We start from the raw sequence: 25307 nt of genomic DNA, 5'->3' as shown, positions 1-25307 counted from the left end.
AAAACATTTATTATGATAAAGTGAAAATAGCCATATTATAGAAATAAAAGGAGTTGGGACAATGAAAACATATATTATCACTGGTGCTTCAAAAGGATTGGGGAAAGGCCTTGCAGAACAATGCATGAAGGAGGGGAACTGCTGTATTCTTCTCGCACGTTCTTTTAGCCAGGAATTTAAGGATTTTGCAAAAATAACAGGCTCCAAAGTGATATACATAGAAGTTGATTTAAGCGTTCCTGAAGAAGCCCAAAAAGCTGCTTCCCAGATAAGTTCTTATTTCCATTACGCCTCTAAAGAGGTTTACTTAATTAATAATGCCGGGATGATAGACCCAATTAAACCTGCAGGTCAATTAGACAGGGAGATTCTGGAGAAAAGCATGAACCTGAATTTTCTCGCGCCTGTTCTGCTGTCGAATCTTTTTATATCACAGCTTGAAAAAAAGGATCTGAAAAAGGTAGTTGTTAATGTCTCATCCGGTGCAGCGGTAAGGCCGATCAGCGGGTGGTCAGCTTACTGCAGTACAAAAGCAGGGCTTGAAATGTTTACCCGAACAGCAGCATTAGAACAAAAATCAGCAAAATTTCCCGCAAGTATCGTTTCTTTTTCACCAGGGATTATGGATACTGGTATGCAGGAAAAAATTAGGACAGCCGAGGAAAGAGACTTTGCTGATTCAGCCATCTTTAAGGGCTATAAAGAGCAAGGGTTACTCAGGACTCCTGAATTAGTTTCGGAAAAACTGTACGAATTAATCCATCAGTCTGAGATTGAAAACGGAAAATTTTACGATATCAAAGAATTCATTTAGCAAACTTAAGGTATTCTTAAGGGATTAAGTAATAGAATCGCCATCATGCCCCATATGCTTTTATTAAGTATATGTGAAAAGGGTGTGGTGGTATGGCGGTACATGTCGTTAAATACGGGGATACTTTATGGGCTATTTCTAAACGCTATAATGTTTCTGTAGAGAATATTGTTGCTGCAAACGGACTGCCATCGCCATCGGGTATAGTTCCAGGACTTGCTCTATATATCCCGGAACGGAAGCATCTTAATCGAGGGTACAGAATTAAGCCAGGTGATACTCTTTGGAGTGTTTCCAGGCGATATGGCACAACTGTCGACCAAATATTGGCTGCCAATCCTGGAGTGGAGGCCAGCGCATTGGTTACAGGAAGGGTAATTGAGATTCCTTCGCCATACAAAAAACAGGTGACTACGCTCGGATTCATTCTTCCGCGCGCTGATGGGACAATAACACCTAATCTCGCAGAAGCAGCCCCTTCTTTAAGCTATGCAGCTATAGTTGCTTATACGTTTACAGAACAGGGTACTGCTATTGCCCAGGCAGAAGATAGACCAATTATCACAAGTTGTAGGCAGTTAAATGTAAATCCGCTTCTTATGATCAGGAATATCCAAAATGGGACTTTTAATGGGCCTCTTGTTGGAACCGTTCTTGGCAATACACAATACAGAAGGAATTTGGCTAGTAGTGTTGCATCATTTGTCCGCCAGAAAAACTATGCGGGTGTGAGCGTCGACTTCGAATACGTTCCCCCTGCAAACAGAGGTGACTTTGTACTGTTTTTGCGTGAACTGAAGGCTGCAATTGCTCCAAAGTTGCTTCATGTAAATATTCATGCAAAAACATCTGACCAGCCCCAAAACCCTATTACAGGGGGGCATGATTATCGGGCGATAGGGCAGGTGGCTGATCTGGTGGCGGTTATGACCATCGAGTATGGCTATGTTGGAGGTCCGCCAAATCCAATAACACCAGTTGACTGGATGGAACAGGTGCTCATTTACTCCGTTTCGAGAATTCCACCAGGGAAAATCCAGGCTGCAATGCCATTATACAGCTATGACTGGGCGCTTCCATCTAATAAGGTCACATCCCGAGCCGTTCTGGCTGCACAAAATTTAGCCATCAGCAAGGGAGTAACCATCAAATTTTCTGCTGCACAAGCTACACCATGGTACCGCTACAGCGAAAATAATATTCAGCATATTGTCTGGTTTGAAGATATCAGGAGCATCATCGCTAAATACAGACTAATGGACTCATATGATTTAGCCGGCATGACCTACTGGCATTTGGCTCTTTCATTTCCGCAAAATTGGTTATTTGTCCGCAATAATCTTTTGGTTATAAAATAGCGGAAAATTGAGCATGCAGATTTTTATTGGCTAATACCAAGTAAATACAAATATAAAGGAGCTGTCCCGAAAGTCGGTTACACCGACTTTCGGGACAGCTCCTTTTTCTATTAAAAAACCAAAAAAAACCGTCTCTTCCTGTAAAGAGTAACTTACCACATAAACACTCCGGAAAGGACGGTTTTTTATGAGCAATCTTTTGACTACTACTGAAATTTATACTGCGCAAACCACGCTTCCACTAGAGGTGAAAGAAGAAAATGCTGCTTCCAAGAGAACATATTGCTCCTATATTCCAACCCTACAATAACCACCAGGTCCAAGTCATCTTTGAAATCAACGAACTGCTACCTTCTCACCATGCAGCCAGTTTGATAGATGAAATGGTTGAATCCATTCCGAATGAAAAATTATTCTCCCATTACTCCGGTGGCGGAAGGACACCATTCCATCCTAAAAATGATGCTAAAGGTCATCCTGTTTGGCTATTCCTAAAAGGTTTACTCCTGCCGTGACTCGAACAACTGGCGGCCATGCAACAGCCCGACTACCGTACCATAAACGAATTCCGTGGAAAACGGATGAAGACTATGATGGATGAATTATTTGAAACCATGATCCAAAAAACTGATCAAGGAAGACCATATCAAGATGGAAAACTACTTGGAAACACACATAATTGCTTTTACACAGGAGATTGAGCCGTGGGTGCTCGGAAAATCTTAAGATTATTTCTAAAATACTGTGAAAGTTAAATGAATATGACATGCAAAATGGAAAAGTGGGACTAAAAAAGTTGTCATGCTTTTCTTTCAGCTAAAAAAAATGCTAATATAGGGATTGAGCTTTTTTATCAAAAGGAGATGGTTTTAATGGCTAAAAAGGGATACATACAAATGAAAAACGGCGAAAAGATCGAATTCGAACTTTATCCGAACGAAGCTCCTGGCACAGTGGCTAACTTTGAAAAACTGGCTAACGAAGGCTTTTACAATGACGTAACGTTTCACCGCGTTATTCCTGGTTTCGTAAGCCAGGGTGGAGACCCAACTGGAACTGGTGCTGGTGGCCCAGGCTATTCTATCAAATGTGAAACAGAAGGCAATCCGCACAAACATGAGGCTGGTTCTTTATCTATGGCTCATGCTGGCAAAGATACTGGCGGCAGCCAATTCTTCATCGTTCACGAGCCGCAGCCGCATTTAAATGGCGTTCATACAGTGTTTGGAAAAGTGACTTCCGGACTGGAAGCTGCTCGCAGCATGAAAAACGGCGATGTAATGGAAAAAGTAGAAGTATTTGACGAAGAATAATAAATCTATGCAAAACAGGCCACATATAGCATGAGGCCTGTTTTTGTTCTTTTGGCAGGAAATTATTAGATGGTAAAAGTTGTGGATAACTAAAGTAGAGTGTCCATCTCTAGCTCCAGCATTTGTGTGCGTTTAAGGAATTTAGATTACCAGCAAATGAATGGTATTTCCTGATGGGTCGCGGGTTATCCAGGTACCGTTCTCATTGTCCACGCTGGCACCAATCTTTTGTAGCTGCTCCGTTACCTCAAGTCTTTTCGCTTCATTCGGAAGGACTAAGGAGAACCATCTAAGCCCAACACTGTTTTCGTTAGGGGTAGGGGCACCTATACCATTCCATGTATTCAATCCGATATGGTGATGATAGCTGCCAGTGGAGATGAAAAGCGCCTGTCCGCCATAGCGGGTTACAACATCAAAACCTAAACCTTTACAATAAAATTCCTCAGTTTTTTTAAGCTCGGAAACATGAAGATGTATATGCCCCATAACGGTCTCCTTCGGAAGTCCTTTCCATGTCTTTCCCTGTCCTTCAGCAAGAAGGCTCTCAGCATCGAGGCGTTCAGTTGTCATTGATACCTGTCCGTTTTCCCACTTCCAGGTATTTGATGGACGGTCAGCATAGATCTCAATTCCATTGCCATCCGGATCCGCAAGATATATTGCTTCACTTACCAGATGGTCAGAGGCTCCTTGCAGCGGATAGCCGATCTGAAGGAAATGGTATAGCACTGATCCTAAGTCGGAGCGGTTTGGCAACAAAAGGGCAAAATGATATAAGCCTGTTGTCCTCTGCTGCTTTGCCGATACATTTTCAGGTTGTTCGATAGTCAGTAAGGGCGTGATACCATCCGCCGTCAATATTGCTTTTTGTGATGTCTCATTCAGGACTTGAAAACCGATAATATCTTTGTAATATGAAAGTGAGCGCTTAATATCAGTTACAATTAAGCTAACGTGGCTGACAAAAGTGTTTGGATAGCTTTGAAATTTCATGAATTTATCCTCCTTGCCGAAATCTGCGGCAGCTTGTAATTGTATAAAATAAAATAATAACTTAGTTACTATATGAAAGCGATTATATTTTTATAAATAAAAAAGGTCAAGGGTTAGATTTAACAGAGTTTTTTTAAAAAACAATAATAAACAAAGGAAGCAACGTTCATATTATAAGCATTAGTCATAGTGTTTATTTCGGATTGAGCCTGGTTATAGAAAGGAATGAGAGATTTGAAGACAACAATTACTTGGCAAGAACAAATGGCATTTACAAGCACCACTCCATCCGGCCACTCTATTCAAATGGATGCAGCACCGGAAGCAGGAGGAACAAATAGCGGACCAAGACCTACAGAATTATTATTAAATGCAGTAGCGGGCTGTACAGGTATTGATATCATTTTAATTTTAACAAAAATGCGCTTAAACCCGACAAATTTCTCTATCGAAATGGAAGCTGACCGGGCAGATGAAAATCCAAAGCGCTTTACCAATGTTCATATTCATTACGTGCTTGAAGGGGAGCTTCCTGAGGAGAAGGTAGTCAGGGCGATTAAGCTTTCTAGAGATACGTATTGTTCCGTTTCCAATTCGATAAATGCAAAAATAACAATGAGTTACTCAATAAACGGTGAAGTGTCAACACAAATTAACTAAATCGGTCCAATACAAAGAAAGGCTCTCCAGAACTACATACACATTTTGTGTACAGCATTGCTTCATAAAATGTTTATATTAAGCTTATAGCCAGGGGTGGGGAATGATTTCTATGGTAACGGCATGCTGAAGAATCAATGCGATGAACGTGAGTTAAGCAAAAAAAGAGTTGAAAACCGCGATTACGCTTGCAAAACAGGATGAGCTGATATAATTGGATGGGGGTTTATGATGGTGAGCTTCAGGCGTCCCGGACCTATTATGGGGTAATCAGCTTTGAATTAATCAGTGTCTCAGTATTGATTTAGTATTGCAAATGCTTCAGGCAGACAAGTATAGTCTTAATTAATTTCCAAATAAAATTACGAGTATTGTACTGGAAGAAAATCCGGACCAAATTATTGTGAATTCGCAAAATGGGAATATGCAGATCAATCGTTATGGGGAGATTTAGCGCAATAAAGTGGTTTTCCTCGAAAATGTATCACATAATATGATGGTGTGAATTCCACTTGCCCACTTTATGTCGTAAAATAATATAATTGAATGACTATTTTTGAGCACAGTAATCTGTTTAATTCATAAATTAATATCAGGTCTGCTGACAGAGCAGAAACCCTGTTAATGAAAGGGTGAATGAATTGAGGATGATTGAGATCTACAGGAAATATCGAAAGGGAGAGAGGTTCAAAGAATTAAGCGATATAAACCTAAGGGACTTGGCTGTGAAACAACCAGCCGACCTTGTTGGAAGCTCAATGATTATGCAGCAAATGGCTAAAAAGTATGCAAAATCTTTGAGGAACCAGTGATAACCCGCATGGTATATTTTCGTTTGAAAATTCATTAGCAGAACAAGTTTGTACTAAACATGGCCAAGCATTTTCCTGACTATTGGATCATTCTTGCTTATATGAATGGGTTGTACAATACTTCCGGTTACTGCCGGTGCCTTTGAAGCTTTGCCTTGTTTTAATTTCTTTGCTGCTCTTTCTTTGACAGCTTTGTTAAGTATGGGAGTCTTAATCTTTGTTGACATTCCTTCACTCCTTTTGCATTTCCAGCCGAAGACTCTCCATTTTTGAAAGACTGATTGAATCAGAAATGGGGGGAACAAAACTTAGGCAAAATAGAAGATTCATCCGGTTTCCACATTGTTTGGAGAGGTCAGTGCGACCATATATTCAATATTCTCTACATTTTTATTTAACACATTATGCAGCAGTCCGATTAGATATTTATCAAATACATCAAATTGATATGAATAACTGCTAAGCAGAGTGACAAATTCTATTCCATTAAAGCTAAAGTGATAAACAAGATAGTTTTTCTTGAAAATTATATCATTATCAACTTTGTTTTTTGCTACTGCTTCCCCGGATTCCTTTGATTCCTCCACTAAATCAATAAGTTTTTCCGGAAAATTGCCTATATGAATAGAAAATGAGAAGGCGGAATTAAAGTGGCAAAAATAACCTACTTGGATTTCTTTTAAAAAATACTCCAACGCCTCTTGATACATAATGGAGGAATCTGAGGTTAAGAAATCAAGAACTTTTCCGGAAGCGTGGTCACTTGTTAAATAGGCCATCAATTTTGCCTTTCCACCTGAAATTTCAACGGTTTGAATGACTGCAAGTTCTTTATCTTCGACCTCGAATTCAAGATTAAACAGTTTAAACTTTTTTAAGCGTGCAAAAGCAACAGGAATAACAAGAAACAAAAGCATCCATACCAACAGTAAAAATAACCCGCGCAAGATTATTTTGTTAAATGGGAGTTCAATAAAAGGCTTCACTACAGTATTTAGCCATGTGTCTTTCGCTTTTGAAGCAGTAACCGTATTCTTCATGTTATTATCGTAAGCTCCAGATAATGACGAATGTTTACTATTTATTGATTGTCCCCCAACGGTATTCTGGAAAAAAAATGCTTCAGGACTCTTCATGATGGTTTGATAACCCAATATGGATGATGCGGCGATCATCCATCCGACAATTAAAATAATTCCTATCGTATAGATATACGGGATGAAAAAACTTATCCACTGAAAAAATGATCTTTGTTCTTTGAGTTCCACTGAGTGTAATCCATTCGCTTCCATAGTAAACCTCCCTATTTAATAGTAGCGGGCGCCCATGGTTGATATGCTATTGTTTCGAACGATACCAGAATGAAATATAAAAAATTTTTAAAAGATTAAGTATATTCATTATAAGGCTAAGTTTATGCAAAAGAATGAGAAATTGGTCATTTTTTACATTTGTACTTATAGTAACTTCGGAGGAAATATGCTGGCATCAGTTAAAAGAGCAAATGGAATTATTGAAAAATAATATGAATGAGTAAATAAGGTTGGGCACAAGCCGTTTTCTTTAAAATTCGAATCCAACGGACAAGAGTTTATACATCTGTCCATGCAATACATAAGATATATAGAGTCCGCAACTCAAATCTTCTTCCTGACACCTCAGACATTCTATGCTGGGGTGATTTTTCTTGAAGGATTGGCAGTTATTCGAATTTCTGGCTTGTTTAGTTTATTGCAGAGGTTATTATCAAAGATTTAAGACGAAACAAATCATTTTCGCCATGAAGGCAAATATTTAGAATAAACAATCATGTTTTCTCTAGGATTAAACTTTACTATAATAAATTACACAAGTCTCTAGATTATTAAAGGAGAAACCATGTATAGGATACTTATTGTGATCATTGGTTCCGTGATCGTCGGAATCGCCTATAACTTATTTTTGATACCGCATAAAATCTTAAGCAGCGGCTTAAGCGGAATCGCTATCATGCTTGGGATTATCACACCTGTTAACACAGGGATATTAAATTTCCTGTTGAACCTTCCTTTATTAATTCTGGGAGTCCTCTATCTTGGGAAGCGGTTTATTAGTTACACCATACTGTCTGTTGTAGTACTTTCCGTAAGTTTATATATCGTTCCAGTCATTCCTATTTCATCTGAACCGATTCTTTCCTCGCTTTTTGGTGGAGTGCTGACCGGAATTGGCATCGGATTGATTTTTCGCGTGTCCGGTTCTTCCGGAGGCTTTGATATCGTTGCAATGCTGTTGACTAGGAGAAAGGATTTTCCATTGGGAGCCCTGTTATCCTCCATGAATGCGGTTGTTGTCATAATTTCAGGCTTTGTATTTACCTGGGATGCGGCCTTGAATACCCTGCTTGCTATCTATGCTACAGGAAAAGTAATTGATACTATTCACACAAAGCATATAAAATTAACGCTGATGATTGTAACAGCAAAAGGTGAAGAAATGAAAGCAAAGCTGCTTGCCAACTTGTACAGGGGAATAACACTGCTGGATGGAGAAGGCGCATATTCAGGTGAAAGGCGCAAAATCCTTATGACTGTGATTACACGCTATCAACTAAACGATGTCAGGCTGCTTATAAACGAAGTTGACCCGAACGCATTTGTAAACATAACTGAGACAACTGATGTTATAGGCTCCTTTCACAGGAGTTAAGTATGAAAACAGCAATTCGTCGAAGGATAAGTACTGTTTATCTATAAATTGTGGTTATGCTATGGCCGGCTGTTATTACAGCCGGTTTCTTCCTTTTTTACAGATATTTTTATTAATTGAATCACTCCCGATTTATCGATCCATATAGCTTCGCAGTAATAAAATAGGTACAAATTGGGAACCATTTAATTATATTGAGACGGGGAGTGACGCTATGGAACAAACACTATACGATAAACTTGGCGGGGAAGAAACAATTTCTAAGGTTGTTGAATATTTTTATCATGAATTAGTTCTGAAGGATGAAACGGTTAATGTATTCTTTGAACGTTCTGATATGGAAAATCAAATCCGCCATCAGGAGAAATTCATTAGCTTTGCTTTAGGCGGGCCGAAACAGTATTCAGGTAAATCAATGGCAAAAGCACATGAAGGAATGAATCTGCAGCCGGAGCATTTTGATGCAATTGTAAAACATCTCCACGATGCACTTGCCCATTTTGAGGTAAGCGAACCGGATATCGATCAGGCCTTATTCAAGGTAGCTACACTAAAAGACGACATCATCTATAAATAAGCCATAAAGGGAGCAAAAATTTGCTCTCTTTTTTTTGAAGTTAAGCTTAAAGATCTTTCGATTGCGTTGCATGAAAAATTTTACAAAAAAAATTTACATATTCTTTGTTGACATACATGTATATACAGGATAAAATGAAAGCGTAAACAATAACTTGTATATACATGGGTGTAAATGTAAGCGGACACACCGGTATTATGAGTGCCAAATAGAAAGGTAGATTGGTGCAATACCAATTTATTAGGGGGAAAAGAAATGAGTAAATATACAGATCCTGCTAAAGAATTACTGGCCCATATTGGCGGTAAAGATAATGTTGCAGCAGTAACTCATTGTGCAACAAGAATGCGTTTTGTATTAAAGGATCCAAAACAGGCTAATGTTGAACAAATTGAGTCAATTAAGCTAGTAAAAGGAACTTTTACACAAGCTGGCCAGTTTCAGGTCATTATTGGCAATGAGGTATCATCTTTTTATAATGAATTTATTAAGCATGCTGATATTGATGGCACTTCAAAGGAAGAAGCAAAAGTTGCTGCCAAGCAGAATATGAGCTTCCTTCAGCGAATGATTGCCCATCTCGCAGATATTTTCACTCCGTTAATTCCTGCCCTTGTTGTAGGAGGTCTTATTCTTGGATTCAGAAATGTAATCGGTGACATTAAACTGCTGGAAGACGGCACAAAGTCATTGACTGAAGTATCCCAATTCTGGGCAGGTGTCCATGCCTTCCTATGGCTGATCGGTGAAGCAGTATTTCACTTCCTTCCTGTCGGAATCACATGGGCTATCACGAAGAAAATGGGTACCTCACAAATCCTGGGTATCGTACTCGGTATAACACTTGTATCACCTCAGTTGCTTAATGCTTATGGAGTTGCTGGAGCAAAGGACATTCCGGTTTGGGATTTCGGCTTTGCCCAAATTGAAATGATTGGCTATCAGGCACAGGTTATACCTGCGATCCTTGCAGGTCTAGTATTGGCTATGCTTGAGCGCAAATTGCGTGACATCGTTCCAAATTCTATTTCCATGATTGTAGTACCGTTTTTCGCCTTGATTCCAACAGTCCTGATCGCTCACACAGTTTTAGGCCCAATCGGCTGGAGCATTGGTTCATTTATTTCTGACGTTGTGTATTCCGGCTTAACATCATCATTCGGCTGGCTGTTTGCTGCTATCTTTGGATTTGCATATGCACCGCTTGTTATTACAGGCTTACACCATATGACAAATGCAATCGATCTTCAGCTTATGAGCGAACTTGGCGGAACTAACCTTTGGCCAATGATTGCATTATCAAACATTGCTCAAGGCTCAGCCGTTCTTGCCATGATTTATATCAACCGTAAAAATGAAGAAGAAAAACAAGTATCCATCCCGGCAGCTATTTCTTGCTACTTAGGAGTAACAGAGCCTGCTATGTTCGGTATTAACTTGAAATACGGATTCCCATTCCTTGCTGCAATGATCGGTTCACTCGCTGCTGGAGTCGTATCTGTCGGAAGCAGCGTAATGGCTAACTCCATTGGTGTCGGCGGTCTGCCTGGAATTCTATCCATCCAGCCTCAGCACATTTCAATGTTTGCCGTTGCTATGTTAGTTGCCATTGTTATCCCATTCATTTTGACAATTGTTTTCGCCAAAACAAAAATTTCTAAAGTATCATTTAACAAGAAGGCCGCTTAATATAAAAAGTGTGAAAAAGGAGGAGGGACGCGGCCAGCTGTTCCTTCTCCTTTTTTTTCAGAATTGCATTTCAAACGAAACTAAGTGTGTTAGGGGCCTGATTGAAAGCGTTGATAGCCTGAAAATACGCTTTTTCCGGAAAGCGTTTGTACAGACAGCCATTTGTGTGGAAATGAATGATGAGAATACATGGTGTATATGCTGTTATTCTTACAAAGTTAATCAAAGATTTTAGCCGTCAACCTTACAGATTATTGATATACTAGCTTATATAAAATTTTTGGCAATCTGTCTTGAATGGGGATTGCAGCATACTAATTAAATTGATTGGGGATTGTTTATGACAAACAAGTATCTAACAATCTTTGGCGAGATCGCCGGGCAAATCGAAAGCGGCGAGCTGCCGCCAAACTCACTCCTGCCTTCAGAGCATGAATTAAAGGATCGCTACTGCACATCCAGGGAAACAATACGCAAGGCACTGAATATGTTATCGCAAAAGGGTTATATTCAAAAAGTTAGGGGAAAAGGGTCGATTGTCATAGATATTGGCAAGCTTGATTTCCCGGTTTCCGGATTAGTAAGTTTTAAAGAATTAGCTGAAAAAATGGGGAATAAGCCAAAAACAGAGGTAAATGAGTTTTCATTAATCAAGCCTGATGACTTTATTAAGCAGCAGCTCCAATTATCTTCGAAAGATAATGTCTGGAGGATCCTTAGAACCCGGGAAATCGGGGGCAATAAAATTATCCTTGATAAGGATTTCTTAAATAAAAAGCACGTCCCGCATTTAACTAAAGAGATATGCGAGGATTCAATTTATGATTATCTTGAACATGAGCTGCATTTAAAAATCAGTTTTGCAAGAAAAGAAATTGTAGTAGAGGAGCCTTCTGAAGAAGATCAGCAGTTATTGGACCTGAAAGGATTCCATAATGTAGTTGTCATCAAGAATTTTGTCTACCTGGACGACGCAAGCCTGTTTCAATATACTGAATCAAGGCACAGGCCTGACAAATTCCGTTTTGTTGATTTTGCCAGAAGAACGCATATTTAAAAATTAACCCTTGTCCTGAATATAAGGCAAGGGATTTTTTGACCATATTGTTTAGCGGAAAGCAATCCGACTTTTTTGGAAAGCTCCCGGTTCGCCATAATACCTTTTGGGCTGTTTCTTTCCTAAACAGTGGTATAGCAATAGGGTATATTTGTTTTTTTTGTAAAGTTATTTCTTGTGACACATACCGCATATCAATTACGATTGTCTTGTCCAGCTTACGGATATCGACCAAATTGCTCTTTCCTTCAATGTAATATAGTATATGGCGCCACGGTGTGTCGCTGGAAAAAGTAAAAAGAATGATGCTAAAAGCAATATTTTTTTCATTTTATTTTCCCCCTTCCGCGTACTAGCCATATATAATATTTTCTCCAGTTATCGCGTTCCTGCCGTTCAAAGAATACTATAAGAAATGCTGCTTTTTATTAAAGTGAATTTAGGAAAACTTTTTTCTTTACAAAACATATCTGTCCTGTTATATATTTATATTTAGCTGAAATAATCAATAAGCAAAATGCTGATATAAAAATAAAAAGTAATAGGGGGAGTACAATGAAGTTACGCGTTTCTGCCGTTCAGTATCATCTTCACACTATCCAGTCTTTCCAGGAGTTTGCCGCTCAATGTGAGCACTATATTAAAACAGCACAGGAGTATGGATCCGAATTTGTGCTGTTCCCTGAATTTTTTACAACCCAGCTGTTGTCAATTGGCAGTGAACAGGGTACCAGGCTCACAATTAATGAGCTTCCTGGCTTTACTGAACAGTACCGCGAGCTTTTCTCCCGGTTTGCTGCAGAAACGAATATGCATATCGTGGGCGGTACGCATGTGATTCAGAGGGAAGGGAAATTGTACAATGTCGCCCATCTGTTCTATCCGAACGGCCGAATAGAAGAACAGGCCAAGCTTCACATTACACCTACAGAAGTACATGAGTGGAATATGTCTGCAGGTGATGGACTAAGGGTATTCGATACAGATAAAGGCCGGATTGCCATTTTGACTTGTTATGACATTGAGTTTCCTGAAATCGTGAGAATGGCTAAAGCAAAGGGTGCTGATGTAATTTTCTGCCCGTCCTGCACTGATGATCGTCACGGGTTCCACCGTGTCCGTTATACAAGCCATGCACGTGCAATTGAAAATCAGGTATATGTAGTCTTAACAGGCACAATAGGTGCTCTGCCAACTGTTGATTTTATGCGTGCAAACTTCGGCCAGGCAGCAATCATCACTCCAAATGATATTCCATTTCCGCCAAAGGGCTTGCAGGCAGAAGGGGAATTGAACAATGACATGATCATTACCGCTGATCTTGACTTGTCCTTATTATATGAAGTAAGGGAAAAAGGATCAGTAACAACATGGCGTGACCGGCGCACGGATTTATATCCTGATTGGGAGCATAAAATGGAAGGATGACGATATCATGGCTTATCAAAGCAACTTTTTTGTATTTGACCAGAACAAACCTGTATCTGTAACTGTCCGAAATTATACAGAAAAAGACTTTGATGATCTGATATCCCTTCAGTCCGAATGCTTTCCGCCTCCTTTTCCATCAGAACTCTGGTGGAACAAGGAGCAATTACATAATCATATTTCACTTTTCCCGGAAGGAGCCCTTTGCATAGAGGTGGATGGTGAACTTGCGGGATCGCTTACTGGATTAATAGTGGATTTCGATCCAAAACATCCAGACCATAAATGGGAAGAAATAACCGATAACGGCTATATCCGGAATCACAGCCCTGAAGGAAATACCCTGTATATCGTTGATATCAGTGTCAGGCCAAAGTTCCGCAGCCTGGGACTCGGAAAACTGCTGATTCAGTCTATGTATCATGTTGTCGTACAGCTAGGGCTTGACAGGCTTCTTGGAGGAGGAAGGATGCCAGGGTACCGAAAATATTCGGATACGATGGCACCTGGGCGATATTTAGAAGCGGTAGTAGCCGGTGGAGTGAAGGACCCGGTCATCACTTTCCTGTTGAAATGCGGCCGGACTCCATTAAAAGTGGTTGAGAACTATCTTGAGGATGAAGAATCACTAAATTATGGGGTGTTAATGGAATGGAAAAATCCGTTTAAATAAAGGAGACTATAACGAAATGGAATTTATCAGAATAACGAACATAAACGACGAATTATTTCCTAAAATGCATAATTTAATGAAGGAGGTTTTTCCTCCAGAAGAGGTCCTTGAATTCAGCCTTTGGAAAGAACCTCTAGAAGATCCTGGAATCCGTGTTTTTGTAGCGGTCCATGAAGGGGAAGTTGTCGGTGCAACAGAATACCGCTACTATCCGGATTGGAATATCGCCATGACCGATTTTACGATTATTGGCAAGCCGGGTTTAAGCCTTGGCCGATTCCTTGCTCAAAATCGCCAGAAAGACCTGGATGCTCTTGCGACAGCTAATGGTAAAGAATTATTTGGAATGTTTGCTGAAATCTATAACCCGTATCTTGGGGACAATCATGATTTTGGCGGGGTTCAGGCGATGAATCCTTTTGTACGACGCGAAGTGTTATCCCATCTTGGCTATAAGAAACTGGACTTCCCTTATGTGCATCCGTCTTGGTTAAATGACGGAGAAGCAGTAGAAGGACTTGATCTTTGCTTTATGCCAAGCGATGACAGTCTGACTGAAATTCCAGCCAGCCTTATCGTGGATTTCCTTACAACCTATTATGCTGTATTGCCTGAAAAACCGGCAAAATGGCTTCAGATGGTTGAAAATTTAAAAAAAGAAATATCAGTCAGCTTGCGTCCTTTATAAAGAAATTAAACGCCCCCTGTAAGTTTACAGGGGGATTCTTTTTTAGCTTCGTTGCTGCAAAGATCCGAGTATGCTGTATTGGTATCTTGCTGCCAATCTTGTCAACGTGCGAAACAGTTAATTATAATTGGATTGATCGGAAAGTTTCTATTTAAAATACTTCTAAACGCAGCTCTTCATTGAGGACAGTTCGGATCAGTTTGTGGAGAACGCTGAAGCAAGCTGCAGCTTTTGCGTATAAAGTTCGCTCTCTCATTTGTTAACATCAATCATTCTAATTCTCAGGTAAAGCATTTCTTACGATTTTTAATGATTTTTATTCATATTTAGATAAAAATTATGATTTTTCCGGACTTTTTAGATTGAGTCTAGTTCTATCCATAAAATATAGTTAATTAAATTATCCTTGTTGTCAAATTTTAATAGGATTTCATCAACTGTGTTAGCTATATCGGCGATTTCTTGCTTGAAATCACCAACTCAAGATTCCACGCTGTTGCCTCGGGAAAGACGGCCTCCTCTGTATAGTCAACTTTGCTATTATATCGGCGAAATAGGAATTTTATCGGCAACTTTGAAAATATATCGGCGAATTCTTGTTTTTATCGACGACTTCGAGAATATATCGATTACTCGACAAGTATTGACAGATTTCGCAGTGGGTTTTTCATCAAACGGGCCCAGCAGACTACCCATCTTTTTAAAACAACCCTTCAGCACTGAAACAGGAGATATTGAAGGAATTAATTTCATTTATAGAAGGCTAAGAGTTAATTTTTGATTCAGGAATGCAATTTAAAAGCAGAGCCCCATTAATAAAATATGCACAGGAGCAGATATACCAATTTTTACTCAGCCCGGAGAGAGCAAAAAATAATCCATCCGTTTTCTTGTATACGATCCGATTTAACCTATATTACTGTATCCAATTAACGATTAATTATTATTGAACTGGATCCTTGACTGTTTATCTAGTTTATCAGGCTATACATATGTACAATTTCAGTAGCCATGTTAAAATGTTGAAGGAATGTTTTATAAAGAGAGGAAAAGCGCATGAAACGGAAACGTTTTGAAAACTATGATAATGTCCGTAATACTAACTCCTTTTGTGAGATGCTGAAATGGTCAAAGGAACGCCGATCTAAGAAAAAAGATTTGACCGTAAATACTCCTAATTGGGAGAGTCCGGAAATAGAACGACTTAAGCATAACCACAAGGATTTTTCTGTTACCTGGATCGGACATTCAACATTTTTAATTCAAATAGATGGACTGAATATTCTCACAGACCCTGTTTGGGCAAAAAGGATGGGGTTTCAGAAACGCTTAACAGAACCGGGTATCCCGCTAACAGATATGCCGGAGATTGATATTGTTGTTATTTCGCATGGTCATTATGATCACCTGGACTTTGGCTCAATTCGAAGGTTAAAAGGAGCGCCAGTTTTTTATGTTCCGGTCGGATTGAAAGGAGCTTTCAGGCGGAGAGGATATAAAAAGTTAGTCGAAGCTAATTGGTGGGATAGTTTCACGCATGATGGGATTAGACTTTCTTTTGTGCCTGCCCAGCATTGGACAAGAAGGACCATTACCGATATGAACACTTCCCATTGGGGAGGCTGGGTGGTGGAAGGGACAGCTGCTGATCCATCTGTTTATTTTGTAGGGGATACCGGGTACTTCCGCGGATTCAGAGATATTGCCAGTCAATTTAACCTGGATATTGTCCTGATGCCAATCGGTGCATATGAACCTGAATGGTTCATGGCTGTTTCGCATATCAATCCGGAAGACTCAATAAAAGCATTTTTAGAATTGAAGGGAAAAACGTTTATTCCTATGCATTATGGGGCTTACCGGCTTGCAGATGATACCGGTCCAGAGGCCCTTTCAAGATTATTGAAGGAGTGGAAAAGGCTGCAGCTTAGTGACGATTCATTACGTGTGTTAGGTATTGGGGAAACCCTTTGGGATTATAGAAAGAATTAATGAGGCAATCCAAAATATAAACGAAAAAGAGTTAACGGCAGCCGAATCTCTGCCGTTAACTCTTTGTCATTATGGTAGGTAATTATAAGAAGGCAAGAGTTGTTTATTTTAAAGTAGTGTGTTTATCTCTAGCTCCAGCGCCCAGCCCCTCGAGGTCATTAGCCAATCACTTCGGAACGCAAAAAACGCCTTCTGTCAGCGCTTGTCAAATGCTTGTCGGACTTGCACAGGACTAGGAACGCTTCGTCAGCGATACCTCGCACGAAACAAAGCGGCAGCTTTATGGGAATGTGCTGGGGTCGACGTTTGGCACAGGATGAAGGTTGAAAAAGCCTTAAATTTCATCCTGCCAGAACTTAGTTGACGTTCCTTTTATCAGGATGCGGGTGTGAACGGCTAAAATCGCCACAGGCCCTGGCGATTTTAGCATTTCTTCCTCTGCCAGGGTGCTTGCGCTTTCATTGCTATTTTTCCAATATCCGATGAGAATGGGAATACACATTAAAGCTGTTGCCCCTAATAAAACCGACAGCAGTTATGTTCAAATCATTCGCTAACTGAATGGCCAAATTGGTTGGAGCTGACTTTGACAGGATGATTCCCACACCGATTTTTGCTGCTTTTATAAGTACTTCCGAGGAAATTCTTCCACTGAATGCAATAATCTTGTCCCGGACTGGTACTCGGTTAATGACACAGTATCCTAATATTTTATCCAAGGCATTATGTCTTCCGATGTCGGCGCGATTTATGATCATTTCATCCTTGCTGAAGAGGCCGGCATTGTGGACTCCGCCTGTTTCCTGAAAGACAATACTTGAGTTTTGAAGCTCGTTCATTAATGAAATGCATTTGTCTGCTGTAATTTGCATTGCAGAAGTAGAAGTTTTGGCCGTCCGGGCATCATTATGAAAGTAAAATTGTCTGCTTTTTCCGCAGCAGGAGCCAATGAACCGTTTGGAATGGTATTCTTTGCTGGTGGACTGATCATTTTTTAACTCCACATAGGCATAGCCCTTTCCTTCATCAATTTGCAGACTTTTGACATCATCATATACTCTGATTACTCCCTCAGAAGCTAAGAAGCCAAAAATAAGTTCTTCTAAATAATCAGGACTGCAGACCATAGTTGCGAATTCTTCTCTGCCTAGAAAGATTGTCAGCGGAAATTCCGAGACAATTTCATCGAACTGTTCCTGCATTGTCCCATTTTCATATTTAAATATTAAATTGGTATCCGTTATTTGATTTTCCACGATTTACACCTGCCCTCCTTACAAAATACCTATTCTGAGACAGCAAAAACGCCGCCGCCATATTAAACAAATAAAATCAATATCTATGGTCTTTCAATTGTTTTTCTCCAATAAACTCATTATTTGTTGTTCAAGTCCAACATATACTTGTCTATACATTCAATTAACAGAAGGGTTCAAATCCCTTAGGTTTAATGGTAATAAACGGTGGGTAGTGGGTATGTTAGAAGTTTCAAAACGGCAGAAAGGGGCGATAGCATTGTCACAATCGATTCACATCAAAATTAACGGAGTTGAGATGGAAACAAGAGGGGATCGTACGGTTCTTGATTTCCTGAATGAAAGTTCAATCGAGGTACCCCAGGTATGCTTTCACCCGAGTCTCGGCCCTATAGAGACCTGTGATACTTGCATTGTAAGTGTTAATGGCGAACTGGTCAGATCTTGTTCTGCGAAGCTGAAAAACGGTGATCATATTGATACCGCTGCTCCAGAAGTAAGAGAAGCGCAAGTGATCGGGATGGATCGGATTCTAGTTAATCATGAGCTTTATTGTACAGTTTGTGATTACAATAACGGGGGATGTCAGATACATAACACCGTTAAAGAAATGAAAATAAATCATCAGAGTATACCTTTTCAACAAAAACCTTATGAAGAAGATAATTCTCACCCTTTTTATAGATACGATCCAGATCAGTGCATTCTTTGCGGCCGCTGTGTAGAAGCGTGTCAGGACGTACAGGTAACGGAAACGCTGACAATCGACTGGGAGCGGGAGCGGCCTCGTGTTATTTGGGATAATGACGTTCCGATTAACGAATCTTCATGTGTATCATGCGGACATTGTTCAACAGTGTGTCCATGTAATGCAATGATGGAAAAAGGAATGGTTGGGGAGGCAGGCTTTCTAACTGGCATTGCCAAACAAACTTTAAGGCCGATGATAGAATTTACAAAAAATGTGGAAACTGGCTATGGGTCCATTCTTGCAATTTCAGATATGGAATCGGTTATGAGGGATGAACGGATAAAGAGGACGAAAACAGTTTGTACGTATTGTGGAGTCGGATGCAGTTTTGATGTTTGGACGAAAGACCGGAAAATTCTGAAGGTGGAACCGAATATAGAGGCGCCGGCTAATGGCATTTCTACCTGTATAAAGGGGAAATTCGGCTGGGATTATGTGAACAGTGAAGAACGCCTGACAAAGCCATTGATTCGGGAAGGCGATGCATTCCGCGAGGCTGAGTGGGAGGAAGCGCTGAGCCTTATTGCCAATAAATTTACCGAAATCAAACAAAAGTATGGGCCGGATTCTTTAAGTTTTATCAGCTCATCCAAATGTACCAATGAAGAATCATATTTAATGCAAAAGCTGGCAAGAGGCGTTATTGGGACCAACAATGTTGATAATTGCTCGCGCTATTGCCAGACCCCTGCAACTGTAGGGCTTTTCAGGACAGTAGGGTATGGCGGGGATGCTGGTTCGATAAAAGATATTGAGATGTCCGACCTTGTTTTGATTATTGGCTCAAATACCTCTGAATCCCATCCGGTATTATCAACAAGAGTCAAGCGTTCCCACAAACTCAGGGGGCAAAAACTGATTGTGGCTGATCTAAGGAAGCATGAGATGGCGGACCGTTCAGACGTGTTTATACAGCCAAAGGCCGGCACTGATTTTGTGTGGCTTTCAGCTGTTACAAAATACATTTTTGACAAGGGCTGGGCGGACGAAAACTTCTTGAGGAATCATGTGAACGGGAGGGATGAGTTTGCCGCAAGCCTTCACATGTATACGATCGAATATGCCGAACAGGTGACAGGCATCCCGGCAGCAGAATTGATTAAGGTTGCAGAAATGATTTACAATGCAAAAACTGTTTCGGCCCTTTGGGCAATGGGTGTAACCCAGCATAGCGGCGGAAGTGATACAAGTACAGCGATCTCCAATCTTTTGCTCGTGACCGGAAATTACATGAAGCCAGGTGCAGGAGCTTATCCACTGCGGGGACATAACAATGTACAGGGTGCAAGTGATTTTGGCAGTATGCCAGACAGGCTTCCTGGCTACGAGCGGGTTGCTGACCCGGCCGTACGTGCAAAGTATGAAAAAGTCTGGGGAGTGCCAATCCCTGAACAACCTGGATTGAATAACCATGATATGGTAGAGGGCATCCATGCCGGGACATTGAAAGCCATGTATGTAAAAGGCGAGGAAATGGGAATTGTGGATTCCAACATCAATTATGTCCATGAGGCTTATCAAAAGCTGGATTTCTTTGTTGTCCAGGATATTTTCTTCTCAAGGACAGCACAATTTGCTGATGTGGTTCTCCCTGCCTGCCCTAGCCTTGAGAAAGATGGTACTTTCACCAATACAGAGCGTCGGATTCAACGGCTGTACAAAGCACTTGAGCCTCTGGGGGATTCAAAGCCAGATTGGCAAATCATTATGGAAATTGCGAACCGTCTTGGTGCAGGCTGGAATTACAGCCATCCTGCAGAAATTATGGATGAGGCAGCTATGCTTTCACCAATCTATGCCGGAGTATCATATGAAAGGCTAGAAGGATATAAAAGCCTGCAATGGCCTGTTGCAGAGGATGGCACTGACCAGCCGCTTCTATATACAAAAGGGTTTCCATTCCCGGATGGGAAGGCAAATCTAGTTCCTGTAGCATGGACGCCACCACTGGTATTTAGCAAAGAATATGATATTCATGTCAACAACGGCCGTTTACTTGAACATTTCCATGAAGGGAATATGACTTATAAATCAAAGGGAATTACCGAAAAAGTTCCGAAAGTATTTCTGGAAGTTTCACCTGAACTTGCAGATGAGCGTGGTCTGCAGGATGGCACTCTAGTCAGGCTTTCATCACCATATGGAAATGTGAAAGTTCAATGCCTTGTTACAGACAGAGTAAAAGGCAAGGAGGTCTACCTGCCAATGAATGACTCAGGCGATGCTGCCATCAACCTATTAACAAGCAGCTACGCGGATAAGGATACAGACACACCTGCCTATAAAGAAGTAAGTGCCAAGCTGGAGATTTTAAGTGCGGAAGGTTTAAATCCGCTGCCGCGAGTTAACAGCAGATATGGGAATCCACAGCCGCAAATAGGTGTACAGGTTCAGAAAAAGTGGGCCCGCAAAGATTATGTCTTTCCGGGGGACATGGTGAAAAGGAGCGAAAAACAGCATGGCTAAGGCGATAAATACAATTCATCGAATTCAGATTAATGAGGAAGATCAGCGAAAGAAGGATCTCCTTGAGGTGGAAAATGCGCTTGTTGAAAACAAAGCGGCTATTTTAGAATCGTTAAAGGTCATGCAGAATATGCACGAACGGGGCATACTCTCTTTGTTAAACGGGCTCTTTGGTCAGGGCGATAAAGTTATGCACGTCCTGGTCAAAGCAGCTGATAAGCCAGAAGCTGCAAACACAATCAAAAATCTTCTATTAATGATGGGAACGCTTGGGACCTTGAATGTACAGCAGCTTGAACCGTTATTGTTAAAGGTTAATTCGGGAATCGCCCGGGTTGCCGAGCAAAAGGATAAAGAAAAGGAAATGGGTTATCTCGATATTGTCCGTTCCCTTAAAGATCCCGAAATCAACCGTTCCGTTACATTGCTGCTTGATTTTCTTAAGGGTATGGGAGAGGATACAGAACAACTGGAAAGGACAACACAGCTGCCCGAATACCAACAGCACCAAAAAGATGGATCTGCCCGCGAGTAAGCTTTGTTGTAGGATTCCTTGCTTACCATTTAATAATAGGAGCTGAAAGATAAATGGCAAAACAGAAAAATCGCTGGCTGATCGCTGCTGCTGCTGTTGGGATTCATATCTCAATTGGTTCTGTCTATTCATGGAGTGTTTTCACAAATCCGTTAATAAAAGAGCATAATTGGGGTTTAAGGGAAGTTTCGCTAACCTTCAGTATTGCAATTCTATTTTTAGGATTATCAGCAGCCTTTATGGGCCATTTTGTCGAGAAGCACGGACCGAGAAAATCGGGAATGATATCTTCAGTTTGTTTTGGGATTGGTCTGCTTGGCGCAGGGCTAGCAGAAAGCATCGGCTCTATCTATCTTTTATACTTCTTTTATGGTGTACTTGGAGGAATAGGGCTTGGGATTGGATATATTACACCAGTATCCTCGCTGGTAAAATGGTTTCCTGATAGAAGGGGCCTTGCAACAGGTTTAGCGATTATGGGATTTGGATTTGCCTCTATGATTGCTAGTCCGATCATTGCGTCCCTTATTAAGTCAGTTGGAATTGACATGACCTTTTATTTACTTGGAGCCGTATATTTTGTGATCATGTTCCTTTCATCTTTATACCTGGCTCCGCCGCCAAAGGGTTGGCTCCCGGACGGAATGGCTGACAAGAGAGAAAACAAGGAGCAGGCTACCGAAGATCTCTCCCAGCTTACTGCAAACGAGGCGATAAAGACCATCCGGTTCTGGGCTCTTTGGGCCATGCTTTTTATCAATGTAACATGTGGTATCGCAATCATTTCGGTTGCTTCCCCCATGGCGCAGGATATAGCCGGCCTAAGCGCCGCAGCTGCTGCTACAATGGTGGGCATTATGGGTGTTTTCAATGGGTTTGGCCGGATTGGCTGGGCTTCTGTTTCGGATTATATCGGCCGGCCGAATGTGTATACAACATTCTTTGTGATCCAAACAATTGCATTCATGCTGCTGCCGAATGTGACAAATGCCTTTGTGTTTCAGCTGTTGATTTTTCTGATTTTAACATGCTATGGAGGCGGATTTGCTTCCATCCCGGCCTATATTGGTGACTTGTTTGGGACAAAGCAGCTCGGTGCCATCCATGGCTATATTTTGACTGCCTGGGCAGCAGCCGGGCTTGTCGGTCCAATTGTTGTATCATGGATACGTGAAGCAACAAATAGTTACTCTATTACTCTTTATATTTTTGCAGGAGCCTTTGTGGCTGCACTTGCTATTTCTATTCTAATACGTGTTAACATTAGAAAGATCAGGGAAAGCAAACAGCAAACTGGTAATACCTTAACCACTCAGGCGTAATCACATACTTTCTAATCGGTTTTCTTTTATACGTAACAAAAGGAAAACGAGGAACATTAATTTAAGGGGAGTCTTTCGGCTCCTTTTTTTCATTCTTAGAAAAGATATAAAGTTAAGAGTTATGGTATACAAAAGGGTCAATCTAGCTCAAACGCCCAGGAGCTTTTTTTACGAAATAAAAATAAAACCCCGATGCCCAGCAAGTGCCAGTACCAAAGTCGCCATTGGAAAAGGGAAGCTTTGGCAGCGATATACGCAGAAAACAAAACGATAACTATGATAACTATGTGTGAGCGTAACAATACTAACCTTTCTTACCATTGGCAAGCGACTTGTGCTTTTGCTTTGATCTTTTTAAGTTAGCCAAAAAGGGTTTTGGTCATTAAGAGAGAATTTTATTTAGAGGGCTGACAAAATGTGCCCGGACTGTTTGTTAGGGTACTATTGTTTTAAAATGCGTTTTTGACGACAGAGATTCTTTGGAAACTCCTTTTTTTACTGTCACTGCAAATAAATTGGCTGTTGCCAAGATAAGATGTGCCGACAAATGAAACATCTTTTCCGTTAGTATTAAAAAATACCAAATCTCCGTTTATTAAATCCTTATGGTCAACGGCCTGCCCAGTTTATACTGTTCCTTTGAGGTTCGGGCAAGTTTCAATTAAGAGCAAATTTCTTGTGTATATACTGAATAAACCCTGAACCATCAAAGCCCTTGGCAGTTGTTCCATCCTGTTTATACGTTGTGCCCATTTGAAGCATTGCAAATTCAATTGAAAAATTAGTTCAGTATGTTTTCAGTATCAGAAACAGGAGATGAGAAAATGAAAGTTGTATTAGCGCCTGATTCCTTCAAGGAAAGCATGACTGCTTTGGAAGTATGTGAAGCCTTTGATAGGGGTTTTCGTAAAGTGTTTCCTGAAGCAGAGATAGTAAAAGTCCCAATGGCTGACGGAGGGGAGGGTACGGTTCAATCATTGGTAGATGCAACAGGCGGCAAAATTTTTGCTTGTACGGTTACTGGCCCATTAGGAAAACCGGTAGAAGCCTTTTTTGGGATGCTTGGCGGCGGTAAGTCAGCGGTTATTGAGATGGCGGCTGCCTCAGGATTGCATTTAGTCGACAGAGAAGAAAGAAACCCTTTGATTACAACTACGAAAGGAACGGGAGAATTGATTCTCGCTGCACTGGATCAAGGGGCTGAGCATATAATTATAGGTCTTGGCGGCAGTGCGACAAATGACGGCGGGGCTGGGATGGCAAAGGCCCTCGGAGTGAAACTGCTGGATCAAAATGGAGAGGATATTGAAGAAGGTGGCGGCGCCCTTGGAAGCCTTGCAGTAATCGACCTGGCAGATATAGATTCCCGGCTTGCTGCAGTTAAAATAGAAATCGCCTGCGATGTAGATAATCCTTTGATAGGTCCACGGGGAGCTTCTGCTATTTTTGGTCCGCAAAAAGGTGCCACGCCTGAGATGGTTCTGTTACTTGACCACAATCTTGGCCACTTTGCATCTGTTATTGAAGCAGCGGTCGGAAGTGACATTCAAAATATTCCGGGTGCCGGAGCTGCTGGAGGGCTTGGTGCTGGGTTGATGGCCTTTTTAAATGCCGAACTTAAACGCGGTGTTGATATTGTTCTGGAAGCCTCACAGCTAGCTCAGAAGCTGGAAGGAGCTGATTTTGTGATCACAGGTGAAGGGAAGATCGACAGCCAGACAATCTACGGAAAAACGCCAATCGGAGTGGCAAAAACGGCAAAGAAATTTGATATCCCGGTTATTGCGATTGCCGGTAATATTGCAAAGGATAGTTCGGTTGTGAAAGAACACGGTATTGATGCTTTGTTCAGTATCGTTCCAGGAGCTGTATCACTTGATGATGCTCTTTCAAACGCTTTAGATTATACTGAACGAACGGCAGAAAATATTGCTTCGATTTTAAAGCTTTCTTTAAGCTAAACTTATCATAAGCTTCAAAAAAGGCACTGAATGTACAGTGCCTCAGACTGTAGACAAACTCGATGAAATCGAGTTTGCCTGCAGTTATTTTTTTATTTGGCCTGTTAATGGGGTCTGTTAATTTCCGTTCCAGGCGCTTCGCTTTCCGCGGGGCGGGCGGTGAGCCTCCTCGTCGCAAATGCTCCTGTGGGGTCTCACCTGTCCCGCTGCTCCCGCAGGAGTCTCCGCGCCTTCCACTCCAATCAACAGGCTTTTAAACGTTTACTATGGA

At 41.0% G+C, this 25307-nt stretch carries 22 protein-coding genes and 1 pseudogene; 18 read left to right on the top strand and 5 right to left on the bottom strand.

Annotation, left to right across the window (positions count from 1 at the left end):
• Nucleotides 1-61: 61 nt before the first annotated feature.
• From D0469_RS17015 to D0469_RS17000, 4 genes are all read left to right on the top strand, one after another.
• On the top strand, nt 62-814 hold the full coding sequence (locus tag D0469_RS17015) for a (S)-benzoin forming benzil reductase (RefSeq protein WP_117327922.1): 753 nt from the start codon (nt 62-64) through the stop codon (nt 812-814).
• A gap of 92 nt (nt 815-906) precedes the next feature.
• A complete protein-coding gene (locus D0469_RS17010; protein ID WP_117327921.1) occupies nt 907-2172 on the top strand; it encodes a LysM peptidoglycan-binding domain-containing protein in 1266 nt (421 codons plus the stop codon).
• A gap of 260 nt (nt 2173-2432) precedes the next feature.
• Complete coding sequence (locus D0469_RS17005; protein WP_117327920.1) at nt 2433-2687, top strand: transposase; 255 nt, start codon at nt 2433-2435, stop codon at nt 2685-2687.
• Nucleotides 2688-3044: 357 nt separating this feature from the next.
• Nucleotides 3045-3485 carry a peptidylprolyl isomerase gene (locus D0469_RS17000; RefSeq protein WP_117327919.1) on the top strand — a complete coding sequence of 147 codons (441 nt, stop codon included), beginning with the start codon at nt 3045-3047 and terminating at the stop codon, nt 3483-3485.
• Between the two features lie 141 nt (nt 3486-3626).
• Here the strand turns inward: D0469_RS17000 and D0469_RS16995 are convergent, their stop codons facing one another.
• Entirely contained in the window at nt 3627-4481 is an 855-nt protein-coding gene (locus D0469_RS16995; RefSeq protein WP_117327918.1) for a VOC family protein, read from the bottom strand.
• Between the two features lie 234 nt (nt 4482-4715).
• Between D0469_RS16995 and D0469_RS16990 the strand changes: the two genes are divergently transcribed.
• A complete protein-coding gene (locus tag D0469_RS16990; protein WP_117327917.1) occupies nt 4716-5141 on the top strand; it encodes an OsmC family protein in 426 nt (141 codons plus the stop codon).
• 647 nt (nt 5142-5788) lie between these two features.
• Nucleotides 5789-5953, top strand: a complete 165-nt coding sequence (locus D0469_RS21200; RefSeq protein ID WP_158553544.1) for a hypothetical protein — start codon at nt 5789-5791, stop codon at nt 5951-5953.
• Nucleotides 5954-6006: 53 nt separating this feature from the next.
• Here the strand turns inward: D0469_RS21200 and D0469_RS21195 are convergent, their stop codons facing one another.
• Both D0469_RS21195 and D0469_RS16985 read right to left on the bottom strand, forming a co-directional pair.
• Nucleotides 6007-6180 carry a hypothetical protein gene (locus D0469_RS21195; protein WP_158553543.1) on the bottom strand — a complete coding sequence of 58 codons (174 nt, stop codon included), beginning with the start codon at nt 6178-6180 and terminating at the stop codon, nt 6007-6009.
• 99 nt (nt 6181-6279) lie between these two features.
• Entirely contained in the window at nt 6280-7245 is a 966-nt protein-coding gene (locus tag D0469_RS16985) for a hypothetical protein (RefSeq protein WP_117327916.1), read from the bottom strand.
• A gap of 586 nt (nt 7246-7831) precedes the next feature.
• Between D0469_RS16985 and D0469_RS16980 the strand changes: the two genes are divergently transcribed.
• From D0469_RS16980 to D0469_RS16945, 8 genes are all read left to right on the top strand, one after another.
• Nucleotides 7832-8641: a YitT family protein gene (locus D0469_RS16980; RefSeq protein ID WP_117327915.1), complete on the top strand. Its 810-nt coding sequence runs from the start codon at nt 7832-7834 to the stop codon at nt 8639-8641.
• 214 nt (nt 8642-8855) lie between these two features.
• On the top strand, nt 8856-9218 hold the full coding sequence (locus D0469_RS16975; RefSeq protein ID WP_117327914.1) for a group I truncated hemoglobin: 363 nt from the start codon (nt 8856-8858) through the stop codon (nt 9216-9218).
• Nucleotides 9219-9473: 255 nt separating this feature from the next.
• The gene (gene treP, locus D0469_RS16970) at nt 9474-10907 is read left to right on the top strand and encodes a PTS system trehalose-specific EIIBC component (RefSeq protein ID WP_117327913.1); all 1434 of its coding nucleotides are present in this window, start codon (nt 9474-9476) and stop codon (nt 10905-10907) included.
• Between the two features lie 340 nt (nt 10908-11247).
• Nucleotides 11248-11964, top strand: a complete 717-nt coding sequence (gene treR / locus D0469_RS16965) for a trehalose operon repressor (RefSeq protein ID WP_117327912.1) — start codon at nt 11248-11250, stop codon at nt 11962-11964.
• Nucleotides 11965-12519: 555 nt separating this feature from the next.
• Nucleotides 12520-13392 (top strand): carbon-nitrogen hydrolase family protein, encoded by an 873-nt coding sequence (locus D0469_RS16960; protein WP_117327911.1) that lies wholly within the window; start codon nt 12520-12522, stop codon nt 13390-13392.
• Between the two features lie 7 nt (nt 13393-13399).
• Entirely contained in the window at nt 13400-14065 is a 666-nt protein-coding gene (locus D0469_RS16955; RefSeq protein WP_117327910.1) for a GNAT family N-acetyltransferase, read from the top strand.
• Between the two features lie 16 nt (nt 14066-14081).
• The gene (locus D0469_RS16950) at nt 14082-14753 is read left to right on the top strand and encodes a GNAT family N-acetyltransferase (RefSeq protein WP_117327909.1); all 672 of its coding nucleotides are present in this window, start codon (nt 14082-14084) and stop codon (nt 14751-14753) included.
• A 1056-nt stretch (nt 14754-15809) separates the two neighbouring features.
• Nucleotides 15810-16745 (top strand): MBL fold metallo-hydrolase, encoded by a 936-nt coding sequence (locus D0469_RS16945; RefSeq protein WP_117327908.1) that lies wholly within the window; start codon nt 15810-15812, stop codon nt 16743-16745.
• A 464-nt stretch (nt 16746-17209) separates the two neighbouring features.
• Here D0469_RS16945 and fdhD read toward each other — a convergent pair whose 3' ends face one another.
• Nucleotides 17210-18001, bottom strand: coding sequence for a formate dehydrogenase accessory sulfurtransferase FdhD (gene fdhD, locus D0469_RS16940; protein WP_117327907.1), 792 nt, complete (start codon nt 17999-18001; stop codon nt 17210-17212).
• A 220-nt stretch (nt 18002-18221) separates the two neighbouring features.
• Here fdhD and fdhF point away from each other — a divergent pair, with 220 nt between their 5' ends.
• Genes fdhF through D0469_RS16925 form a run of 3 tightly spaced genes read left to right on the top strand, consistent with a single transcriptional unit; the run spans nt 18222 to nt 23075 of the window.
• On the top strand, nt 18222-21218 hold the full coding sequence (gene fdhF, locus D0469_RS16935) for a formate dehydrogenase subunit alpha (RefSeq protein WP_117327906.1): 2997 nt from the start codon (nt 18222-18224) through the stop codon (nt 21216-21218).
• The gene (locus D0469_RS16930) at nt 21211-21753 is read left to right on the top strand and encodes a DUF1641 domain-containing protein (RefSeq protein ID WP_117327905.1); all 543 of its coding nucleotides are present in this window, start codon (nt 21211-21213) and stop codon (nt 21751-21753) included. The genes fdhF and D0469_RS16930 overlap by 8 nt, the downstream gene beginning before the upstream one ends.
• A 53-nt stretch (nt 21754-21806) precedes the next feature.
• A complete protein-coding gene (locus D0469_RS16925) occupies nt 21807-23075 on the top strand; it encodes an L-lactate MFS transporter (RefSeq protein ID WP_117327904.1) in 1269 nt (422 codons plus the stop codon).
• A 449-nt stretch (nt 23076-23524) separates the two neighbouring features.
• On the opposite strand, the pseudogene D0469_RS22170 reads toward D0469_RS16925, so the two are convergent.
• Nucleotides 23525-23680, bottom strand: a pseudogene (locus D0469_RS22170) (hypothetical protein); the annotation flags it as partial.
• A gap of 219 nt (nt 23681-23899) precedes the next feature.
• Here D0469_RS22170 and D0469_RS16915 point away from each other — a divergent pair.
• A complete protein-coding gene (locus tag D0469_RS16915) occupies nt 23900-25036 on the top strand; it encodes a glycerate kinase (protein ID WP_117327902.1) in 1137 nt (378 codons plus the stop codon).
• Nucleotides 25037-25307 lie beyond the last annotated feature (271 nt).

Origin of the sequence: Peribacillus saganii (assembly GCF_003429095.1) — a bacterium.
Taxonomy (GTDB): Bacteria; Bacillota; Bacilli; order Bacillales; family DSM-1321; genus Peribacillus; species Peribacillus saganii.
Note: the sequence above shows the minus strand (reverse complement) of the source record. Positions and strands in the feature narration are given on the sequence as shown.